This is a genomic window from Niveispirillum sp. BGYR6, from assembly GCF_027568365.1.
GTDB lineage: Bacteria > Pseudomonadota > Alphaproteobacteria > Azospirillales > Azospirillaceae > Niveispirillum.
Window position 1 is genome coordinate 267,331 of the sequence record NZ_JANLNL010000008.1, and the last position, 16,498, is coordinate 283,828.

12 protein-coding genes are annotated in these 16,498 nt (G+C 65.6%); 4 read left to right on the forward strand and 8 right to left on the reverse strand.

The annotated features are described in order from the left end of the window. The first annotated feature begins 150 nt into the window (after positions 1 to 150). Positions 151 to 1,008, forward strand: a complete 858-nt coding sequence (locus tag PCJ49_RS17455) for an alpha/beta fold hydrolase (protein ID WP_269912060.1) — start codon at positions 151 to 153, stop codon at positions 1,006 to 1,008. On the opposite strand, the gene PCJ49_RS17460 is transcribed toward PCJ49_RS17455, so the two are convergent. The 3 genes from PCJ49_RS17460 to PCJ49_RS17470 form a co-directional block, all read right to left on the reverse strand. Next, the gene (locus PCJ49_RS17460; protein WP_269912061.1) at positions 1,003 to 1,362 is read right to left on the reverse strand and encodes a hypothetical protein; all 360 of its coding nucleotides are present in this window, start codon (positions 1,360 to 1,362) and stop codon (positions 1,003 to 1,005) included. The two genes, PCJ49_RS17455 and PCJ49_RS17460, sit on opposite strands and share 6 nt — an antisense overlap. Positions 1,363 to 1,612: 250 nt before the next feature. Continuing rightward, positions 1,613 to 2,083 carry a hypothetical protein gene (locus PCJ49_RS17465; protein ID WP_269912062.1) on the reverse strand — a complete coding sequence of 157 codons (471 nt, stop codon included), beginning with the start codon at positions 2,081 to 2,083 and terminating at the stop codon, positions 1,613 to 1,615. 72 nt (positions 2,084 to 2,155) lie between these two features. Beyond that, positions 2,156 to 3,064, reverse strand: a complete 909-nt coding sequence (locus tag PCJ49_RS17470; RefSeq protein ID WP_160105934.1) for a spore coat protein U domain-containing protein — start codon at positions 3,062 to 3,064, stop codon at positions 2,156 to 2,158. A 326-nt stretch (positions 3,065 to 3,390) separates the two neighbouring features. On the opposite strand from PCJ49_RS17470, the gene PCJ49_RS17475 reads away from it, so the two are divergent. Then, positions 3,391 to 4,803: an amidase gene (locus PCJ49_RS17475; protein ID WP_269912063.1), complete on the forward strand. Its 1,413-nt coding sequence runs from the start codon at positions 3,391 to 3,393 to the stop codon at positions 4,801 to 4,803. Here the strand turns inward: PCJ49_RS17475 and PCJ49_RS17480 are convergent. After that, positions 4,769 to 7,315, reverse strand: coding sequence for a fimbrial biogenesis outer membrane usher protein (locus tag PCJ49_RS17480; RefSeq protein ID WP_269912064.1), 2,547 nt, complete (start codon positions 7,313 to 7,315; stop codon positions 4,769 to 4,771). The two genes, PCJ49_RS17475 and PCJ49_RS17480, sit on opposite strands and share 35 nt — an antisense overlap. A gap of 67 nt (positions 7,316 to 7,382) precedes the next feature. Continuing rightward, entirely contained in the window at positions 7,383 to 8,117 is a 735-nt protein-coding gene (locus tag PCJ49_RS17485) for a fimbria/pilus periplasmic chaperone (RefSeq protein ID WP_269912065.1), read from the reverse strand. Between the two features lie 421 nt (positions 8,118 to 8,538). Between PCJ49_RS17485 and PCJ49_RS17490 the strand changes: the two genes are divergently transcribed. Beyond that, positions 8,539 to 10,455, forward strand: coding sequence for an ATP-binding protein (locus PCJ49_RS17490; RefSeq protein WP_269912066.1), 1,917 nt, complete (start codon positions 8,539 to 8,541; stop codon positions 10,453 to 10,455). A gap of 81 nt (positions 10,456 to 10,536) precedes the next feature. On the opposite strand, the gene PCJ49_RS17495 is transcribed toward PCJ49_RS17490, so the two are convergent. The 3 genes from PCJ49_RS17495 to PCJ49_RS17505 are packed head-to-tail and all read right to left on the reverse strand — an operon-like array spanning position 10,537 to position 12,894. Beyond that, positions 10,537 to 10,752 carry a hypothetical protein gene (locus PCJ49_RS17495; RefSeq protein ID WP_269912067.1) on the reverse strand — a complete coding sequence of 72 codons (216 nt, stop codon included), beginning with the start codon at positions 10,750 to 10,752 and terminating at the stop codon, positions 10,537 to 10,539. Between the two features lie 37 nt (positions 10,753 to 10,789). After that, positions 10,790 to 11,641, reverse strand: a complete 852-nt coding sequence (locus PCJ49_RS17500; protein ID WP_269912068.1) for a metallophosphoesterase — start codon at positions 11,639 to 11,641, stop codon at positions 10,790 to 10,792. Further along, a complete protein-coding gene (locus PCJ49_RS17505) occupies positions 11,641 to 12,894 on the reverse strand; it encodes a diguanylate cyclase (RefSeq protein ID WP_269912069.1) in 1,254 nt (417 codons plus the stop codon). The genes PCJ49_RS17500 and PCJ49_RS17505 overlap by 1 nt, the downstream gene beginning before the upstream one ends. A 320-nt stretch (positions 12,895 to 13,214) precedes the next feature. Here PCJ49_RS17505 and PCJ49_RS17510 point away from each other — a divergent pair, with 320 nt between their 5' ends. Next, positions 13,215 to 16,349 carry a ligand-binding sensor domain-containing diguanylate cyclase gene (locus PCJ49_RS17510; RefSeq protein ID WP_269912070.1) on the forward strand — a complete coding sequence of 1,045 codons (3,135 nt, stop codon included), beginning with the start codon at positions 13,215 to 13,217 and terminating at the stop codon, positions 16,347 to 16,349. Positions 16,350 to 16,498: the final 149 nt, after the last annotated feature.

Here is a 16,498-nt window from a genome sequence, read left to right on the forward strand (position 1 = left end):
CAAATATCATGCTGTCGCAGGCATAGGCACAGTTTTTTACTTGGGTCTCCCTGCACAATCGGTCGCACCTGGGTGGCTTGGCGGAAGGTGCTGGATTTTCGCACGAACGTTCGTATATTCAAAAGAGGCCAGGAACGAACGGGTGGCATCATGGCAACGGCGGCAGTCCCAGCTTCTGTCAATATTCCGGGTGCGGCGGGGGTGAGCCTGGCCGGGCTTTTGTTCCAGCCGGCGGGGGAACCGCAGGCGGCCATCGTGCTGCATGGCGCCACCGGCGTGCCGCGGGACTACTATGCCCGCTTTGCCGCCTGGGCGGCAGAGGCACGTCAGGCGGCGGTGCTGATCTATGATTATCGTGATTGCGGCCATTCCGCCCAGGTGCCGGTGAAGCAAGCCCGCGCCACCATGGCCGATTGGGCCGTGCGCGATCAGGCGGCGGCGCTGGAGCTGCTGCACCAGCGCTTTCCCGATCTGCCGCTGGAGGTGATTGGCCATTCGCTGGGCGGGCTGGGCCTGCCCTTTCATGACCGCGCCGACCGGGTGGTGCGCATGGTGGCCGTGGCCAGCGGTCCGGCCCATTGGTCCCGCCACCCGCCCGGATTCGTGCCCAAGGCGCTGGCCTTCTGGTATCTGGCGGGGCCGGTGCTGACCACATTGCTGGGCTATATGCCGGGCTGGGTGCTGGGCCAGGGGGCGCATCTGCCGGCCAGCGCCTATTGGGAATGGCGGCGCTGGTGTGTCACCCCTGGCTTTTACCGCCGGGATTGGGGCAGCCGCCTGCCGCAGCCGGACCTGTCGCGCATGAAGGGCCGGTTGCGGCTGGTGGCCATTGCCGATGATCCGATGCTGCCGCCGCCGGTGGTGCGTGATCTGGCCGGGTTCTATCCGGCCGCCCAGGTGGAAAACCACCTGATCGAACCAGCGGCAGCGGGGGTTGCCAGCATCGGCCATCTGCGGGTTTTTTCTGAACGGTGCCGGGCGGTCTGGCCGGTTTTGGCCGGCCTATAGCGCCGCCAGCCCGTCATCGACCGCCCGCATTCCCCAGACAGGGCGGGGGTGGCGTGTACCTTCCGGTGCCGTCACCACGCGCGGCGCCATGCGGCGAAACCGGCTGGCCTGCTGTTCCAGCGGCCGTTCCACCCGCTGCAGAACGGAAGTGCCCACCCCGCCGCAGCCCTGACAAACGAACTGCCGGCTGAATTCCGCCACCGGATAATCATGCCCGTGCTGGCGCAGCAGCAGATCGCTGCGCCATGTGCATTCCTCCGCACAGCAGACGCAATGCATGGCGAAATCATGTCCCTGGAAATTGGCGCAACCAATGCTGCCGGGCAGGGCACTGTGACGGATGGCGGGCTTCATGACGGTTCTCCCTGATGACGGGGCCTGATAGGGAGACGCTACAATGTTCCTGATTTGTTCTCAAGCAAAATATGAAAAAACCCTGCCGCCCGCGCTGAAGGAACAGAGCAGGCGGCAGGGCAGATTGCAGGCCGGCGACCGCCGGCCCGCGGGCACGTGCCCGCGCAAGCCAAGGGCGCGGATGCGCCCGCCCGGCGCATGAGGGCACGCAAAATCTCCTTGGATCGGCAACGATCCAGGGAGATTGGTATTACTTCGCCGTGATGCTGATGATCACCGTGTCGGCGTACTCACCCGCCGGCAGGGAGGGCGAAGCGGGGACGGAGACGGATACCGTGGTGCTTCGGGCTTGGCCGCTGGCGGCGCGGGTGGTGGCGACACTGCCATTCTGGGCGGCGACGTCACCATATTGCAGCCCATAGGCCACCGACGCCGTTCCCGAACTGAGCGTGCCGCGATTCTGCGAGGCAACCGTCACCACATAGCCATTGGCGGCATTGCAGCGTTCCTCCACCGTGGCGACGGGGACGGTGGCCTGGCCTGCCGTCAGGTTCACCGTGGCGGTATTGTTGGAAATGCCGATGGAACATTCGGCCGTGACGCTGCCACGGATGGTCAGGGTGGCCTGGCTGGCCTGCCCCTGTGCCGGGCCGGCCGGATTGGCCAGTGCCAGCAGTGCAACCGCCATGACAGCGGCAATCTGCGATAACTTGCGCATCATGCACCCCACTTCTGCCCATTTTGGGCACCACGACGGATCGGTCCCGCGTCGTGACGGTTATCCGATAGAAGCTTATCGCGCCGAAATGATTAGGATCAAGTTATCAGCGTAGGTGCCGGCCAAAGCCCGGCTGACATCATCCACCTGTACGTCGATGCGATAGGTGCCCTCTCCCCCCAGGCTGAAGCTGCTGCCGCGCGTCAGCCGGGCGCTGCGCCCGGCGACGGCGACGCTATAGCCGATCCCGTCGGGGTTATCGGCGGAGACCAGCCTTCCCGCATTGTCGGAGGATAGCGACAGGTCATAGTCGCTGTTGCCCATGACCTTGATTTCAAAGGAGCCGCCACCGGTGCGCGACAGCTCCCCCATATCCAGCACCCCGGAATTGCCCGACAGGGGGCGGGAAACGCCATTGACGGTGACGCTGGCGCCCACCACTTCCCGCACCTTGGCGCGGACCTGCACCGACCGGCTGTCAATGGGGCCGACGGGAACCCCGTTGCGCAGCTCATAGATATTCACGGTGACGCGGTCGGTATAGGTGCCCTTCTTCACCACCTGTCCGGGCTCGATATAGGAATAGAAGGTCAGGCTCTGTTTTTCGTTCTTTTTGGTCAAGGTGGCCTGGAACAGGCCGCTCTGCGATCCACCAATATCGTTCAACCGCTGGGATCGGGCGCTGTCCTTGTACAGCTCATAGACCAGACGGTCGCGCCCATCTTCCATGATGCGGGTGCCGTTGCGGCCATCATCAATGCCGATCAGCACGCTGCAGGCGGGGCCGTCATCATGTTCAATCTCCAGCCGGTGATAGCTGAGATTGGCCCCCCGGAACGGATCATAATCATCATCGGGCTCGATACGGTCGATATTGTCGACCTCCACCTCGCAGCGGTCAGTGCCATGGGCGGGCAATGCCGCCGCCAGCAGCAGGAAGGCGGCGGCAAGCCGGCGGCGGCAGGGGGAAGAAGGCATCGGCATCGCATCACATGGCATTGGCGCGGGCACCCGGTGCGGATGCCCGTCCGGCAGGATGCCAGTTCGCCCCGCCGGCTGCCAGCCTGGGATGGGGCAAAAGAAAATCCCCGTCCTGGCTATGGACGGGGATCAAGGAGGCTCAACAGAAAGGGTTATTGATCATTAACCGTTTCATCTGCAAATACCAGGGTTCTTGGGTGGTATGACCCATCGGCCATTCGCCCTACGACCTGTTGCAGCCTGCAGTGGTTGTCCCCATCACCAGGGCTGGACCTGGGGCGGATGGCGACTATCATGCGCGTCCCCGCCCGCCATGGGAGACCATTGCCATGAACGCCGTTTCGCCGACCCGTTTCGCCCAGCGTGCCGAACATGCCATCCGCACCATCGCCCGGCTGGACCCGCATCTGCAGGCCTTTGCCGGGTTTGAGCCGGAATGGCTGCGCGAACGGGCCTGGGCCATGGATCGGCAGAGCTTCCCCGAGGGGCGATTGTGCGGCCTGACACTGGCGGTGAAAGATCTGCTGGACCTGCGCGGCCTGCCCACCGGCGGCGGTTCCCGCCAGCCGCACAAGGCCGACTCGGATAGTGACGCTGTTGCCGTTACCCGGCTGGCGGCGGCGGGAATGCTGCCCTTGGGCAAAACCCATACGGTGGAACTGGCGTTCGGTACCTGGGGCATCAACCGTGCCACGGCAACCCCGCGTAACCCGTGGGATGCGGCGGTGGTTCGCGTGCCGGGCGGGTCCAGCAGCGGGTCGGCCGTCGCCGTGGCGGCGGGGCTGGCCGATCTGGCGCTGGGGACGGATACCGGCGGTTCCATCCGCATCCCGGCCGCCCTTAACGGCATTGCCGGGCTGAAGCCCACCTTGGGCCGGGTCAGCCGCAACGGCTGCCTGCCGCTCTGCCCGGATTTGGATACCGTGGGGCCGATGGCCCGCAGTGTGGCGGAGCTGGCCTGGATGCTGGCCGCCATGGCCGGCCCCGATCCCGCTGACCCGCCCACCCTGCTGGAGCCCAAGGGGCCGAAACCCGGTCCCTTTGATCCGGCTCGCGCGCTGGCCCTGTCCATGCGCGGCCGGCGCTTGGCCGTGCTGGCCGACCAGGGGCTGGATGGGGTGAGCAATGCCGTGGGTGACGCCTATCTGGAAGCCTGCCGCGTGCTGGAGGCGGCGGGCGCCCGGCTGGTGGAGGTGCGCCCACCCCTGCCGCTGCCGGCGGCCATCGAACCGTCCGGCCTGTTGATGGCGGGGGTTGCCTGGCGGCTGTGGCGGGAGCGGTTGGAACGTTACGAATCCGAAATGGACCCCGGTACCTGCGCCCGGCTGAAGCTGGGGGCAGACGTTTCGGATGCGGAATTAACGACCCTGCGCAACAGCCGCCGGGCTGATCAGCAGCGTTTCCATGCCTGGCTGGAAGAGGTGGATGGCTTGCTGACCCCCACCCTGGCGCTGACCGCCCCCGCCCTGGCGGCGGCGGATGAGGGCACTTTGCCGTTCAGCCGCTTTGTCCGGGCGGCCAACTGGCTGGACTTGCCGGCAGCGGCCCTGCCCTGCGGCTTTGACCGGGCCGGCCTGCCGATTTCCCTGCAGGTGTTGGGCCTGCCCTGGCGGGAAGGGCTGGTGCTGGGCATTGCCAATGCCTATCAGCAGGCCACCGACTGGCACCAGCGGCGGCCGGACGTGGCGGCCCTGCTGGCACCGGCGGTTACGGGGCCGGCAGGTGGATCGGCGGCAGTTTGATCTCTCCATCCGCGTCGGCCGGCACGGTAACCGTCTCCGCCACCATGGTGACACCGAAAATGCTGAGCGCCCAACGCCCCGGCCGCACGCTTTCCACCCGGAACTGCCCCTTGCGGTTGGTGAAGAAGGGCAAATCCTTGGCCCCCTTGCTGCTGTCCAGCGGCCGCAGTACGCCTGACAGCAGGGCGGCGGGGGTCCCGTCGGCCGTCAGCAGCTGACCGGTTACAGAGGCGACGGCATCGGTGCCGATGGTGACGATGGTGCCGGCGCGGTATCCCGGTTGCACCGCCGGCCGGTCATCCCCCAGATCATAATTGGCCGGCGCGTCGGGCACATCCAGCAGCAGCGGCCGCACCAGATAGGCGGAAATATTGGGCACCACCGGCACGCCCAACCAATCGGTTTCCGCCAGATAATGATCATCCACCGGATCAACCCCGACATCCCGCCCCTTCAGACGCGGGTGCGGCACGATGATGGCAAAGCTGTTGCTGATGGGTCGGGTGACAGCGCCATGGCCATCGGCAAAGGCCAGGGCCGTGGCCGCCGTCATCTGGGTGCGGTTTTCCAGTTCGCTGTGCGCATCCAGGCTGCGCCGGACCAGATTATGCTGCACCGACGTTTCGAACCGCTGGTTCACATAGCTCAGCCCGCCCTGGATCTGATCCCCGGCCGAGCCATATTGATTGGTCAATTCCAGCCGGGCGCTCAACGCATCCACCGGATGCATGGATTGATAACGCCAGTCCAGCCGCTGCTGCCCGGCGATTGTATCGATGCTGGCCCCCAGGCTCTGCCGCCCGCCATCCAGGAAGAAACGGGAGGTGACATAGACGCCGGTATCCCGCTCCCCCAGACTGTCCCGCCCGTGGGAGAAGGTGACATCCAGGCTGCCCGTGCGCCACAGTCGCTGACGCAGCGACAGGTCAATACTGTAATTATCGCGGCTATCCGTGCCGCGCACATCACGATAACGGCCGCCCAGCGACAGGGTCAGAGTCTCCAGCAGCGGTCGGGTGACACGGGCGGCCATGTCCAATTTCGTATCGCTATCGAAATTAGACCCGAAATTCCGGTAATCCTTCTGATACCAGCTCAGTTGCGCTGTCACGGAGCCATTGGCCCAGCTATCCGCCCCATTATCATAGGAGCGGTAGCGCAGGGTGCCGGCCAGCCCGGCCTTGCGCCCCTTATCCGTCGGGTCGGCATCCTTGTTGGGTTTGCGCCGCAGATAGGCCGCCGGCTCCACCCCGAACGTGCCCAGGCTGGTGGAGAACAGCACCTCCCCCGTCACATTGGTTTCGGTGCGGTCAATCTGGGTGCCCAGCCCGATGGTCAGCTGATCGGTCACACCGACCCGCTGATAGGCGGTCAGCATCGGGTCGGCCGTGTCATAGGTATAGATATCGTCGCGGACGCTGGAAGGCAGCCCCAGCGTATAGCCGAATTCCTGCACCCCGGCGCCCAGCAGCTGGCTGTCGAAGAAGAAAGGGAAATCGATCACCTGTTCGCGGCCGAAACCATCGGTGATGCGGATCTGCACATCATTGGTGCCCGACGCACCGGGAAAGCTGTTGAGATTATAAGGACCGGGTTGCAGGCGGAAGGATCGGCTTGGCCGGCCATTGACCAGCACCTCCACCACCGACGGGTTTTCCAGCACAAAATCCCGGCTGCCGGCCGGCTGCACCAGATCATAGGGTCGGATGGAGAATTCCCGCGCCACGGAGAGACCCAGCACGGATTTGCCGACCTGGCTGCCCGTCACCGGGGTGCTGAGATCGCCCAGCTGCGCCCGGATGCCGCTGGCCTGGAAATCATGCAGCAGTTTCACCGGGCCGCGTGCCCAGCGTTTTTTGCCATCCTCCCGGTAATAGACATTGCCTTCCGCCACCCAGCCTTTCCAGTTCACCGCCGGTTCATAGACGACGGAAAGCGGCCCCAGCCCGCTTTCGCCCAAGCCATCGGGAACGGAAAGATAATCGGCGGCGGCGCGCATGTTCATCTGGGCGCTGAAATCGGCCTGCGGCACCACGACATAGGATCGTGCCGCCGCCCCCCGTTCCATCACCGACAATTCCCGCCGCTGCCGGGCGATGGCGGGCACGGTCACCTGCAGAACCTGGGTCGTCGGTTCATAGGCCACCTGGATGCCCTGGCGGGATAGCTGGGCTGGCTTCGTCCAGCCGCTGGGATCGGCCTGGGTCTTCAGGTCATCCAGCGCTTTGGGTTGCACCAGGGGGATCAGCAGACTTGCCAGCGCTGTCAGATCAAAGCCAGTATCGGCCGGGTCCAGCCCCACCATGCCCGGTATCTGCCCAATCTCCGCCCCGTCGAAAAACACGGGCAGGTCGGCCTTCTGGGTGCGCGCGGCCTGACGTTTGGCCCCGAACACCTTTTTGTAAAGCTCTTCAGCCGAGGCGGCGGGTTTGGCCGCCGGCTTGTCGTCCGCCGCCCGCCCCACACCGGTTGCCAGCAAAGCCAGGGCACAGAGGGCCAATGGCCGGACCATGTGATGGCGGTGCGGGGGCAACAGGCGATAGGGGCGGGAAGGGAACAAGGTGCCAGGCCAGTGGTGGTCAGGGCAGGCTGATCGTGGCCGTCAGCGGGCCGACCGGCAATTCCTTGGGCCAGGGCAGCAGGAAGCGACGCGTCACCCCCGGCAGCAGATTTTCCCCGGCCAGCCCCCCCAGCTTGTCCGCCTTGATGCTGACCTTGGCATTGCCGGCGGCCAGCGTCAGGGTCGGGTCACGCAAAATCTGGTGGGCGGTGCCGCTGTTCTGCACCCGCAGGTCCAGCACCGTGCCGCCATCGGACAGGGTGGTCGGGCCGGCCGACAGCACCGTCAGCTTCGGTGCCACACCCGGCGGCACGACATAGAGCGAGGCTTTGTACTGTACCAGCAGTCGCACCTGTGCCCCCTGGGCGGGCGCCTGCCCGACATCGATGGGCAGCTGTTCGGCCACCAGCCGGAAGGGCAGCTCCTTCGGGGGGGCGGCATTGCCGATCCACTGCACCCGGACGGACTGGTTCTGCCCCGGCTCCAGGATCAGCTGTTCGGGGAAGATCACCCAATCATCGCCGCCCCCGCTCAGCACATCCTCGCCATTCTCATCCTGGCCGCGGCCAACGATGCTGATTTCCACCGCCACCGGCGTTTGGGCATCGTTCTCCAACCGGAATATCTGCGTGGCGCCGCGGCCAGACGGTTCGAAATTCATTTCGATGGGAATCAGGCGGAAGGCGGATGCCGGCACCGTCAGGCCCAGCAGGGGCAGCAGCAGGATCCCCAACCGCAGGAGATGCTTTTTCATGAGCCCGAGTCCTTATGAATTTCGTTCCAGATGCCGACAGGGATACCAAGTGCCATCGCGGCCTGTACCATGGTGGTAGATTGACCGACGGCCCCTGTTGAATCACATCGGGGGGCTTTTTTCCAGGCTATTGGCCCTGTTGACGCGAAAGGATAAGCCGATGACCGACCGGTGTAAATTCAACCAGTGTTGCAAAGTGAATATTTAAAATACCGTGTTAATGCATTAACTTTTTGGTCGATTTTATCTGATGGGGACAAATATAGGGCAAGTTATCGAAATTTATCCATTCGGCCGTTTGTGTTGCATTGTTTGATAAACGACTATAGAAAAATGATCCGTTCACGTGTATCAACACGGCTTCCGGATCACAGTTTCAACCCGCGCCACCCATGTCCCGTCTCCCCCGAACCGCCTGCTGATGAGCCTGTTACTCTCCATCCTGCTGGTTAATTCGGCCACCCTTCTGGGGGCGGCGGTGACGCTGGGCACCATCTGGTGGCAGGGGCGGACGGAACGGTACGCGCTCTCCTGGGCGTTGGCGCTGCTGGTGGCCTTGCCGGGCCTGCCGCTGCTGCTGGGGCTGTCACCCCACAGTGGACCGGCGGGCATCTTCCTGGCGCTACTGGGTTCTATCTGTCGTGATGCCGGTCTGTTCTTTCTGGCCGATGGCATGGCCCGCTATCGCGGGCGCCGGATGCATTGGCGGCGCTGGCTGTTTGCCGGCTCGGTCATCGTCGCCATCTCTGCCATCTCCCTGATCCGGGGGGATCAGGGGCTGCATCGGCTGCTGCATTCCGGTTTCATCCAGGCGGCGGTGATTGCCGCCACCATCGATATGCTGCGCCCGGCCGATGGGACGCGGCGCTGGGGGCTGCCGACGGGGGCCGGGGAATGGCTGCTGCTGGGCGGGTTCGGCTTCCTGCTCGTCGCCAATGCCGTCCATATTGTTGATCTGCTCTTCAACTCCTATCCGCCCCGCCCCCTGCCGGATACGGAGACGATGAAGATATTGCTGATGGCCCAGCCCTTCATCGTCATGACCATCGGCATGGGCGGGGTCATCACCATGTCGCAGCGACTGGTGGCGGAGCGGGAGGCGCAGCGCCTTGCGGCCGAACAGGCGGCCGAACAGGCCCGTGCCGCCGACCGTGCCAAATCGGAATTCCTGGCCACCATCAGTCATGAAATCCGCACCCCGATCAATGCCATCCAGGGCTGCCTGCAAATTCTGGGTGCCCATGGGTTGAACCCATCCCAGGCGCGTCTGGCGGAGGTGATGGGCAGCTCCAGCGCCAATCTGCTGGCCCTGATCGAAGATGTGCTGGACATGGCGCGCATGGAGGCGGGGCGGGTGACGCTGGACCCCGGCGTCACCGATCTGGGCGCCCTGCTGCGTGAAGTGACGGTGCTGATGACGCCCAAGGCCGATCATAAGGGCTTGACGCTCAGCCTGCGCCCGGCCCCGGGCTTGCCGGCGGCGGTGCTGGCCGATGGCCGGCGTCTTCGTCAGATATTGCTCAATCTGGTGGGCAACGCGGTGAAATTCACTGAAAAGGGCCATGTTAGCCTGACGGCGGAACCGGTTACCGCCCCGGCCGGTGCTGCGGCGGCGTCAGCATTGGAGAATGGCCAGCCCCCCGTCTGGGTGCGGTTTGAGGTGACGGATACCGGCATTGGTGTGCCGGCGGACAAGCTCGACAGCATCTTCCTGTCCTTTTCCCAGGGCGATAATACCCTGACCCGCCGCTTCGGCGGGGCGGGCCTTGGCCTCTCCATCGCCAAGCAACTGACGGAAATGATGGGCGGTTCCATCGGGGTTGAGAGTGTGCCCGGCCAGGGCAGCCGCTTCACTGTCACCCTGCCGCTGACCGTGGTGCAGCCCGGTTCCCAGGCGGAAGGGGGCCCGCGCCACATCGCCCCGTTGCTGCCCCATGGCCCCCTGGGCGGCCCGGCGGTCATGCTGCTGGAAGGGGATGATGTAAACCGGGTGGTTGCCACCGAACTGCTGGTCGGGCGCGGGGCCGATGTGGTGCAGGCCGCTGATGGGGGGGAGGCGCTGGCCCTGCTGGCCCAACGCCGTATCGATATCATCCTGATCGATCTTTCCACCCCGGAACTGGAGGGGCTGGAAACCGCCCGCCATATCCGCAACCTGCCGCTGCCGGCCGGCAATGTCCCCATCGTGGCGCTGAGCAACGGCCTGATCACCCCGGAAATACGCCAGCTCTGCCGGGATGTCGGCATTCAGGCCTTCCTGACCAAGCCGATCCGGGTGGAAAATCTGGTCAGCACCCTGACCGCCCTGCTGCCCCTGCAGGACAAGCCGGCGGCTTGAACTTCTATCGTTTGGGCTCTAAATCTCTGTTCAGCGAGCGGATTCACGCTCCAAAGCGATTCCGCTTTTCCGCGATCCGCTCTAATCCTGCCCCTCCTCCCGATCCCGCCGGCGCTGGCGGCGCTGCAGCGCGGTGAACAGGATGAACAGGCCAAGCGCCCCAATAATGGCCGCGGCCATGGCGCCGCGTGCAGCCAGCGGCAGCGGTTCCAGCCCCATGGTCAGGTGAAAGGCGGCATAGGCCAGCAGGCCCAGCAACAGGCCGGCGACCAGGATCAGCAGGATGGCGGCGCGCATGGGCAGAGCTTTCAATCCGGTTGAAGGGGCCATTCTATCATAACAACGCCGCCGCTTTCTCGGTCACGGGCGGGGGCCAGATCAGCCGCAGCGCCTGTGCTGGCCCCCGCCCGTGCGGCTGCCATTGTTTGGGATAGCCCAGGGAGACCTCTTCAAACCGCACCCCATCACGCCAATGGGTAGCCGGCACATGCAGGTGGCCATGCACGCAGACCACAGCGCCGAACCGCTGGTGCCAGTCCTGCGTCCGCACCGTGCCGCACCAGGGGCTGAACCGGGGAATGCGGCGCAATGTCACCAGATCGGCCCGCAGCGGGAAATGGTTCACCAGGATGGTGGGCATTTCGGGCGGGCGTTCTGCCGTCAGCCGCTCCGCCGTGGCGGCCACCCGGGCCGCGCACCAGGCGGCGCGGCTGTCATGGGGGGCGGGTGACAATCGCACCTCATCGGCGCTGCGCAGCCGATGTTCCCAGGCCCAGGCCAGCACATCGGCAGCCGCCACCGTCGCCGGGCGGAAGCTGTAATCATAGAGCAGGAACAGCGGCACGATCAGCACCGGCCCGCCAGGGCCGGGCCAGACCGGATAGGGGTCTTCCGGGGTCAGCACACCGTGGCGGCGGGCTACATCCAGCATGGCCTGATATTTTGCCTGCCCGCGCAGGGGGCCGTCGGGGCCGGGCAGGGTCCATAGCTCATGATTGCCCGGCACCCAGATCAGCCGGGCGAAACGCCGGGCCAGCAGGCTGAAAGCATCGTCCAGATGGTCCGGCCGTTCGGCCACGTCCCCGGCCAGGATCAGCCAGTCATCGCCATGGTCCGGCAGACTGGCCAGGGCGGCGCGATTTTCCGCCGCCGCCAGATGCAGGTCGGCAATGGCCCATAGCCGCATCAGCCCACCACCACCCGGTTGCGCCCGGCCCGTTTGGCGGCATAGAGCGCGGCATCGGCCGCCTCAATCAGGGTGCCGGCCTCGGCCCGCCCGTCATCCTGCACGATGCCGGCGCTGAAGGTGACGCGGAAATCCCCTTTTCTATGCGGCTGCACCAGCTGGGCAAATTGCACCCGCAGTGCGTCCAGGCGGCGCTGGGCATCGGCCAGGGGGGTGCGCGGCAGGATGATGGCGAATTCCTCCCCGCCATAGCGGCCGATATGGTCGCTGCGGCGCAGGTTCTGGCGCAGCAGCCGGGCCAGGGATTTGATCACCCGGTCGCCGCTGGCATGGCCCCGGCTGTCATTGACCTGCTTGAAATGGTCGATATCGATCATGGCGAGGCAGAGCCCGTCCCCCTCCCGCCGGACCCGACCCAGCTCACTGACCAGCATCTCCTTGATGCTGCCATGGTTCAGGGTGCCGGTCAGGCTGTCGCGCACCATCAGGGCACGCAGCGCCCGTGCCCGCCGGGCGCGCGCCCGCGCCGTTTCCACCAGATCGCCCAGCTGCACCGGCTTGGTCAGAAAGGCGTCGCTGCCCAGGTTGACGGCACTGCGCCGGCTGTCCTGCCCGGCATCCCCGGTCAGGAAAACGATGGGCAAGGCGGTCAAATCCGCATGGCTGCGGATGACGGCCGCCAGTTCCAGGCCGGAACATTGCGGCATGTTCAGATCGGTGATCAGCAGGTCGGGGTCGCTGTCATGGATCGCCTCGATCACCAGGGTCGGATCGGCGATGCTGCACACCTGCATCCCCGCCTGGGTCAGGGCGGCCAGATAAATCTGCCCCATCACCGGATCATCTTCGACCAGCAGAATGCGGAAAGGTTGCGGCGGCTGCATCTCCGTCAGCTCATCCAGCCGTTCCAGCAATGTCTGCGGGTCAACCGGCTGGCCCAGGAACGCCGCCGCCCCGGCCCGCACGGCCGCCAGCCGGGCAGCGAAATCCTGCTGATCCGCCGTGATGATCAGCGGGCAGCGCGTCTGCCCCGCCGCATCACGGGGCACCAGATCGGCCAGGGCCGGCATATGCTCGGCCAGCGGCTGCTGGCTGGCACCCAGAATGACCGCATCCGGTACCGCCTCTGCCATCCCGGCGGCCAGCTGCGCAGGATTGTCAAAAAACTGGACCGCATATCCGTAGAGTTGTAGGAAATCGATCAGGCTATCCCCGAGGCACGGACCATCATCGAGGAAATATATCGTGCGCATCGTTTGATCCACCCGCCGGCAACGGGCGGCCTTCATTCCAAAACGGCAACAGGTTAACACGGCTGCTGCGATTTTGCAGCGTTGCCACATGCCACCATAGGCCGCTTTGGACGGCTCCTTTAATAACTCAGTATGATTTTCTTTGTATGTTCTAAAAATATCCGGGCACGCCATCTGCCATCAGCAACGTACAGGACGATCCTTCATTCACGGCTGCCTGTACGCGGGGGCGGTATGCGCAAGAGATGAACAGAAAAGCCAAAGCATTGATCTTTAATATTCTGGCGGGGTTCAGGCGCTGGTTTGGATACCGGGCCTGGATGCTGCTGCCGGCTTGCCTGCTGCTGGCGGGCGGATCAATGGTGGCACCGGCTTCTGAGCGCTATTGGGAAGATCAGTCGGCCGTGATGTTCCAGCGCCTGGGGCGGGAACGTGGCCTGCCCGGCGATATCGTGACCGCCATTGCCCAGGATGGGGCCGGATTCATCTGGGTGGGCACGCCGGTGGGGCTGGCCCGTTATGATGGCTATCGGTTCACCCTGTTCCAGCCCGATCCGCGTGACCCGGCCTCATTGCCCGATGGCTATGTCAATGCCCTGCATGTGGACCGGGCGGGGCGGCTGTGGGTGGCTACCAACACCGGCGGTCTTGTCCGCTATGTGCCGGATACGGGCGGCTTTGCGCGCTACGCCGTCCATGCCGGTGGCCGGGGTGCGGTGCCGGTGGAACGCATCGCAGAGGATTTCCAGGGGGATTTATGGCTGGCCACGCGGGCCGGCCTGGTGCGGATGAACCCTGACAGCGGCGTGCTGCAAACCGTTCCCCTGGAAGGGCCGGCGCCCGTGACGGCCGGGATGGGAAGCGATGTGACGGCCCTGCAGGTTGATCATGACGGCGTGCTGTGGATCGGCACCAGCCGCGGTCTGCGGCGGAAGACGCCCGCTGATCCCGCGTTTCAAGATGCCGGGGCCTTGTTGCGGCAGGCGGGATTGCCCGCCGACGCCGCCATTTCCGCCCTGTTCAGCGATGATCAGGGCCGGTTATGGGTGGCCACCCGGTCGGGTTCCGTGCTCTGCCATGATCCGGCGCGCCAGACGGTACGCCATTATGATGTCCGGCTGGCAACGGATCAGATGGCAGACCATCATGTGATCCAGGCTTTCCAGGATTTGCCGGCCATCGCGGGGGGCGATGCCCGCCGACGCATCTGGATGGCGACCAGCCCCGGCGGTCTGCTGGAACTGGAGGAGGCGACGGGCATGGTGCGGCCCATCCGCCACGATCCAGCACTGGGCACCAGCCTCAGCGGTGACATCGTTCATATGATGCTGCGCGACCGGGCCGGGCTGATCTGGGTTGCCACCTGGGGCAGCGGGCTGAATGTGCATAATCCTGCCAATACCGGCATTCTCTCGGTCTTCTATCTGCCAGGGCCGGCCGGCGCGCCCCGGCAGGCGCTGGTACGCTCTGCCCTGACCACCCGCGAGGGGGAAATCTGGCTGGGGCTGGAAGGGCAGGGGATTGAACGGCTGGACCCGGCCAGCGGCCGCCATTCTTGGCTGCTGCCGGGTACCGGCGATGGTGCGGCACTGCCGCGTGCCACGGTGCTTTCCCTGGCGCAGGATGCGGCCGGCGATGTCTGGATCGGCACCCTGCTGGGCTTGGTCCGCTATAACCGGCAGACCGGGCGGGTGGAGCGGGTGCCCCTGCCGGCCGGCCTGGACCTGCTGCCGGTTTATGCCATCCTGCCGGTGGAAGGCGCCCTGTGGCTGGCCAGCGATGGCTTGATCCGCTACGAACCGGCCAGCGGCGCCGTCACCCGCTATCGTCATGATCCCGATGATGAGGGCAGCCTGTCGGATGATCGGGTGCGCGTGCTGGCGGCGGCTCCCGGCGGGGCCATCTGGGTCGGCACCCATAATGGTCTGCATCTGTTGGATACCAGTCAGGGCCGGCTGCGCCGGGTGCAGAACCGTTCCTGGGATCTGCGCTCGCTGGCGCATAATTTCATCACCGCCCTGCTTTATGACCGGAACGGACAGCTCTGGGTGGGGACGCTCGGTGGCGGCATCAGCGTGCAGGATAAGAATGCCGGTGCAGGGCATTTCCGCTTCCATCAGGTCAACAGCCGCAGCGGCCTGCCCGGCGACAGTGTCCATGCCCTGGTGCAGGATGCCGATGGCCGCATCTGGGCCAATACGGAAGGCGGGCTGGCCCGCATCGATCCGGAAACCCTCAGCGTGCGGGCCTTTGATCTGGATGATGGGGTGGGGGTGCATGGGGCCAGCATGGCCGTCGGTGCCGCCTTGCCGGATGGTGCCCTGCTGTTCGGCGGGCGGGAAGGGCTCAGCATCGCGCGGCCGGCCTGGCTGCGCGACTGGACCTATCAGCCGCCGCTGGTGGTGACGGAAATGCGGATCGATAATCGGCCGGTGCCGTCCGGGGGCTTGAACAATGCCGTCAGCGCGGTTGCTGGTCGCCCGCCCAGCAGCCCGACCCAGGTTATACTGTCGCCGCACAGCCGCACGCTGGCCCTGTCCTTTGCCGCCCTGGATTTCGCCGGGCCGGATTCGGTGCGCTATGCCTATCATCTCAGCGGTTTTGATGAGGGCTGGGTGCAGGCCGATGCCTTGAGCCGGACGGCCACCTATACCAACCTGCCGCCCGGTGATTATGTGCTGCGGCTGCGGGCCACCAACAAGGATGGGCAATGGGGGGCCAGCATCCGCTCCCTGGCGGTGAAGGTGCTGCCGGCCTGGTACCAGACCCTGTGGGCAAAGGCGGCGGCCCTTCTGCTGGGGCTGGGGCTGGTGGCGCTGCTGGTGCAGGCCCGCACGGCCGCCCTGCGTCACCAGCGCCGACGCCTGGAATCGGTGGTGGCGGACCGCACCCGTGACCTGATGGACGCCAATGCCGAGCTGCAGCGGCTGGCCAGCACCGACCCGCTGACCGGTCTGCTGAACCGGCGGCGGTTCGATGAACTGGCCCAGGCGGAGATTGACCGGGCGTCCCGCTATGCCCGCCCGCTCAGCCTGCTGCTGATTGATCTGGACCATTTCAAGCGCATCAATGACACGCATGGCCATGCAATGGGTGATGTCGCCTTGCAGGCGGCGGCGCGCCGTCTGCTGGCGGCGGTGCGCTCCACCGACCGGGTGGCGCGCTATGGCGGGGAGGAAATGGCCGTACTGCTGCCGGAAACCCCGCTGGCAGAGGCGCGGGAACTGGCGGAACGGCTGCGCCGGGTGATCAGCGACCTGCCGGTTAGCCATGAAGGGCTGGCCGTGCGGGTGACGGCCAGCCTGGGGGTGGCCAGTTTCCAGGCCGCCGATGGGGACATTGCCCACCTGCTGGGCCGGGCCGATGCCGCGCTTTATGTGGCCAAGCAGCAGGGGCGCGACCGGGTGGTGGTCGCTGATGAAGCGGCCACCGCCGCTGCGGCGGCGTCAGCATAAAAAAGGGGCGGCCTGTGCCGGCCGCCCCTCAGACTGCTGACAAAGCCCTCGCCTATGGCGGGGGTTTTTGATTCACTGTGTTTATGCTTAAGCCCCAGACGCCCCAACAGACGGAACTTGAGATGGTGACGATCGCGTCGCTTGTTCCG

What these genes read in the sequence shown, in the direction of transcription:
- PCJ49_RS17455 (WP_269912060.1), top strand. Translation starts at nt 151, where the DNA reads ATGGCAACGGCGGCAGTCCCAGCTTCTGTCAATATTCCGGGTGCGGCG.
- PCJ49_RS17460 (WP_269912061.1), bottom strand. Translation starts at nt 1,362, where the DNA reads ATGAAGCCCGCCATCCGTCACAGTGCCCTGCCCGGCAGCATTGGTTGC.
- PCJ49_RS17465 (WP_269912062.1), bottom strand. Translation starts at nt 2,083, where the DNA reads ATGATGCGCAAGTTATCGCAGATTGCCGCTGTCATGGCGGTTGCACTG.
- PCJ49_RS17470 (WP_160105934.1), bottom strand. Translation starts at nt 3,064, where the DNA reads ATGCCGATGCCTTCTTCCCCCTGCCGCCGCCGGCTTGCCGCCGCCTTC.
- PCJ49_RS17475 (WP_269912063.1), top strand. Translation starts at nt 3,391, where the DNA reads ATGAACGCCGTTTCGCCGACCCGTTTCGCCCAGCGTGCCGAACATGCC.
- PCJ49_RS17480 (WP_269912064.1), bottom strand. Translation starts at nt 7,315, where the DNA reads ATGGTCCGGCCATTGGCCCTCTGTGCCCTGGCTTTGCTGGCAACCGGT.
- PCJ49_RS17485 (WP_269912065.1), bottom strand. Translation starts at nt 8,117, where the DNA reads ATGAAAAAGCATCTCCTGCGGTTGGGGATCCTGCTGCTGCCCCTGCTG.
- PCJ49_RS17490 (WP_269912066.1), top strand. Translation starts at nt 8,539, where the DNA reads ATGAGCCTGTTACTCTCCATCCTGCTGGTTAATTCGGCCACCCTTCTG.
- PCJ49_RS17495 (WP_269912067.1), bottom strand. Translation starts at nt 10,752, where the DNA reads ATGCGCGCCGCCATCCTGCTGATCCTGGTCGCCGGCCTGTTGCTGGGC.
- PCJ49_RS17500 (WP_269912068.1), bottom strand. Translation starts at nt 11,641, where the DNA reads ATGCGGCTATGGGCCATTGCCGACCTGCATCTGGCGGCGGCGGAAAAT.
- PCJ49_RS17505 (WP_269912069.1), bottom strand. Translation starts at nt 12,894, where the DNA reads ATGCGCACGATATATTTCCTCGATGATGGTCCGTGCCTCGGGGATAGC.
- PCJ49_RS17510 (WP_269912070.1), top strand. Translation starts at nt 13,215, where the DNA reads ATGCTGCTGCCGGCTTGCCTGCTGCTGGCGGGCGGATCAATGGTGGCA.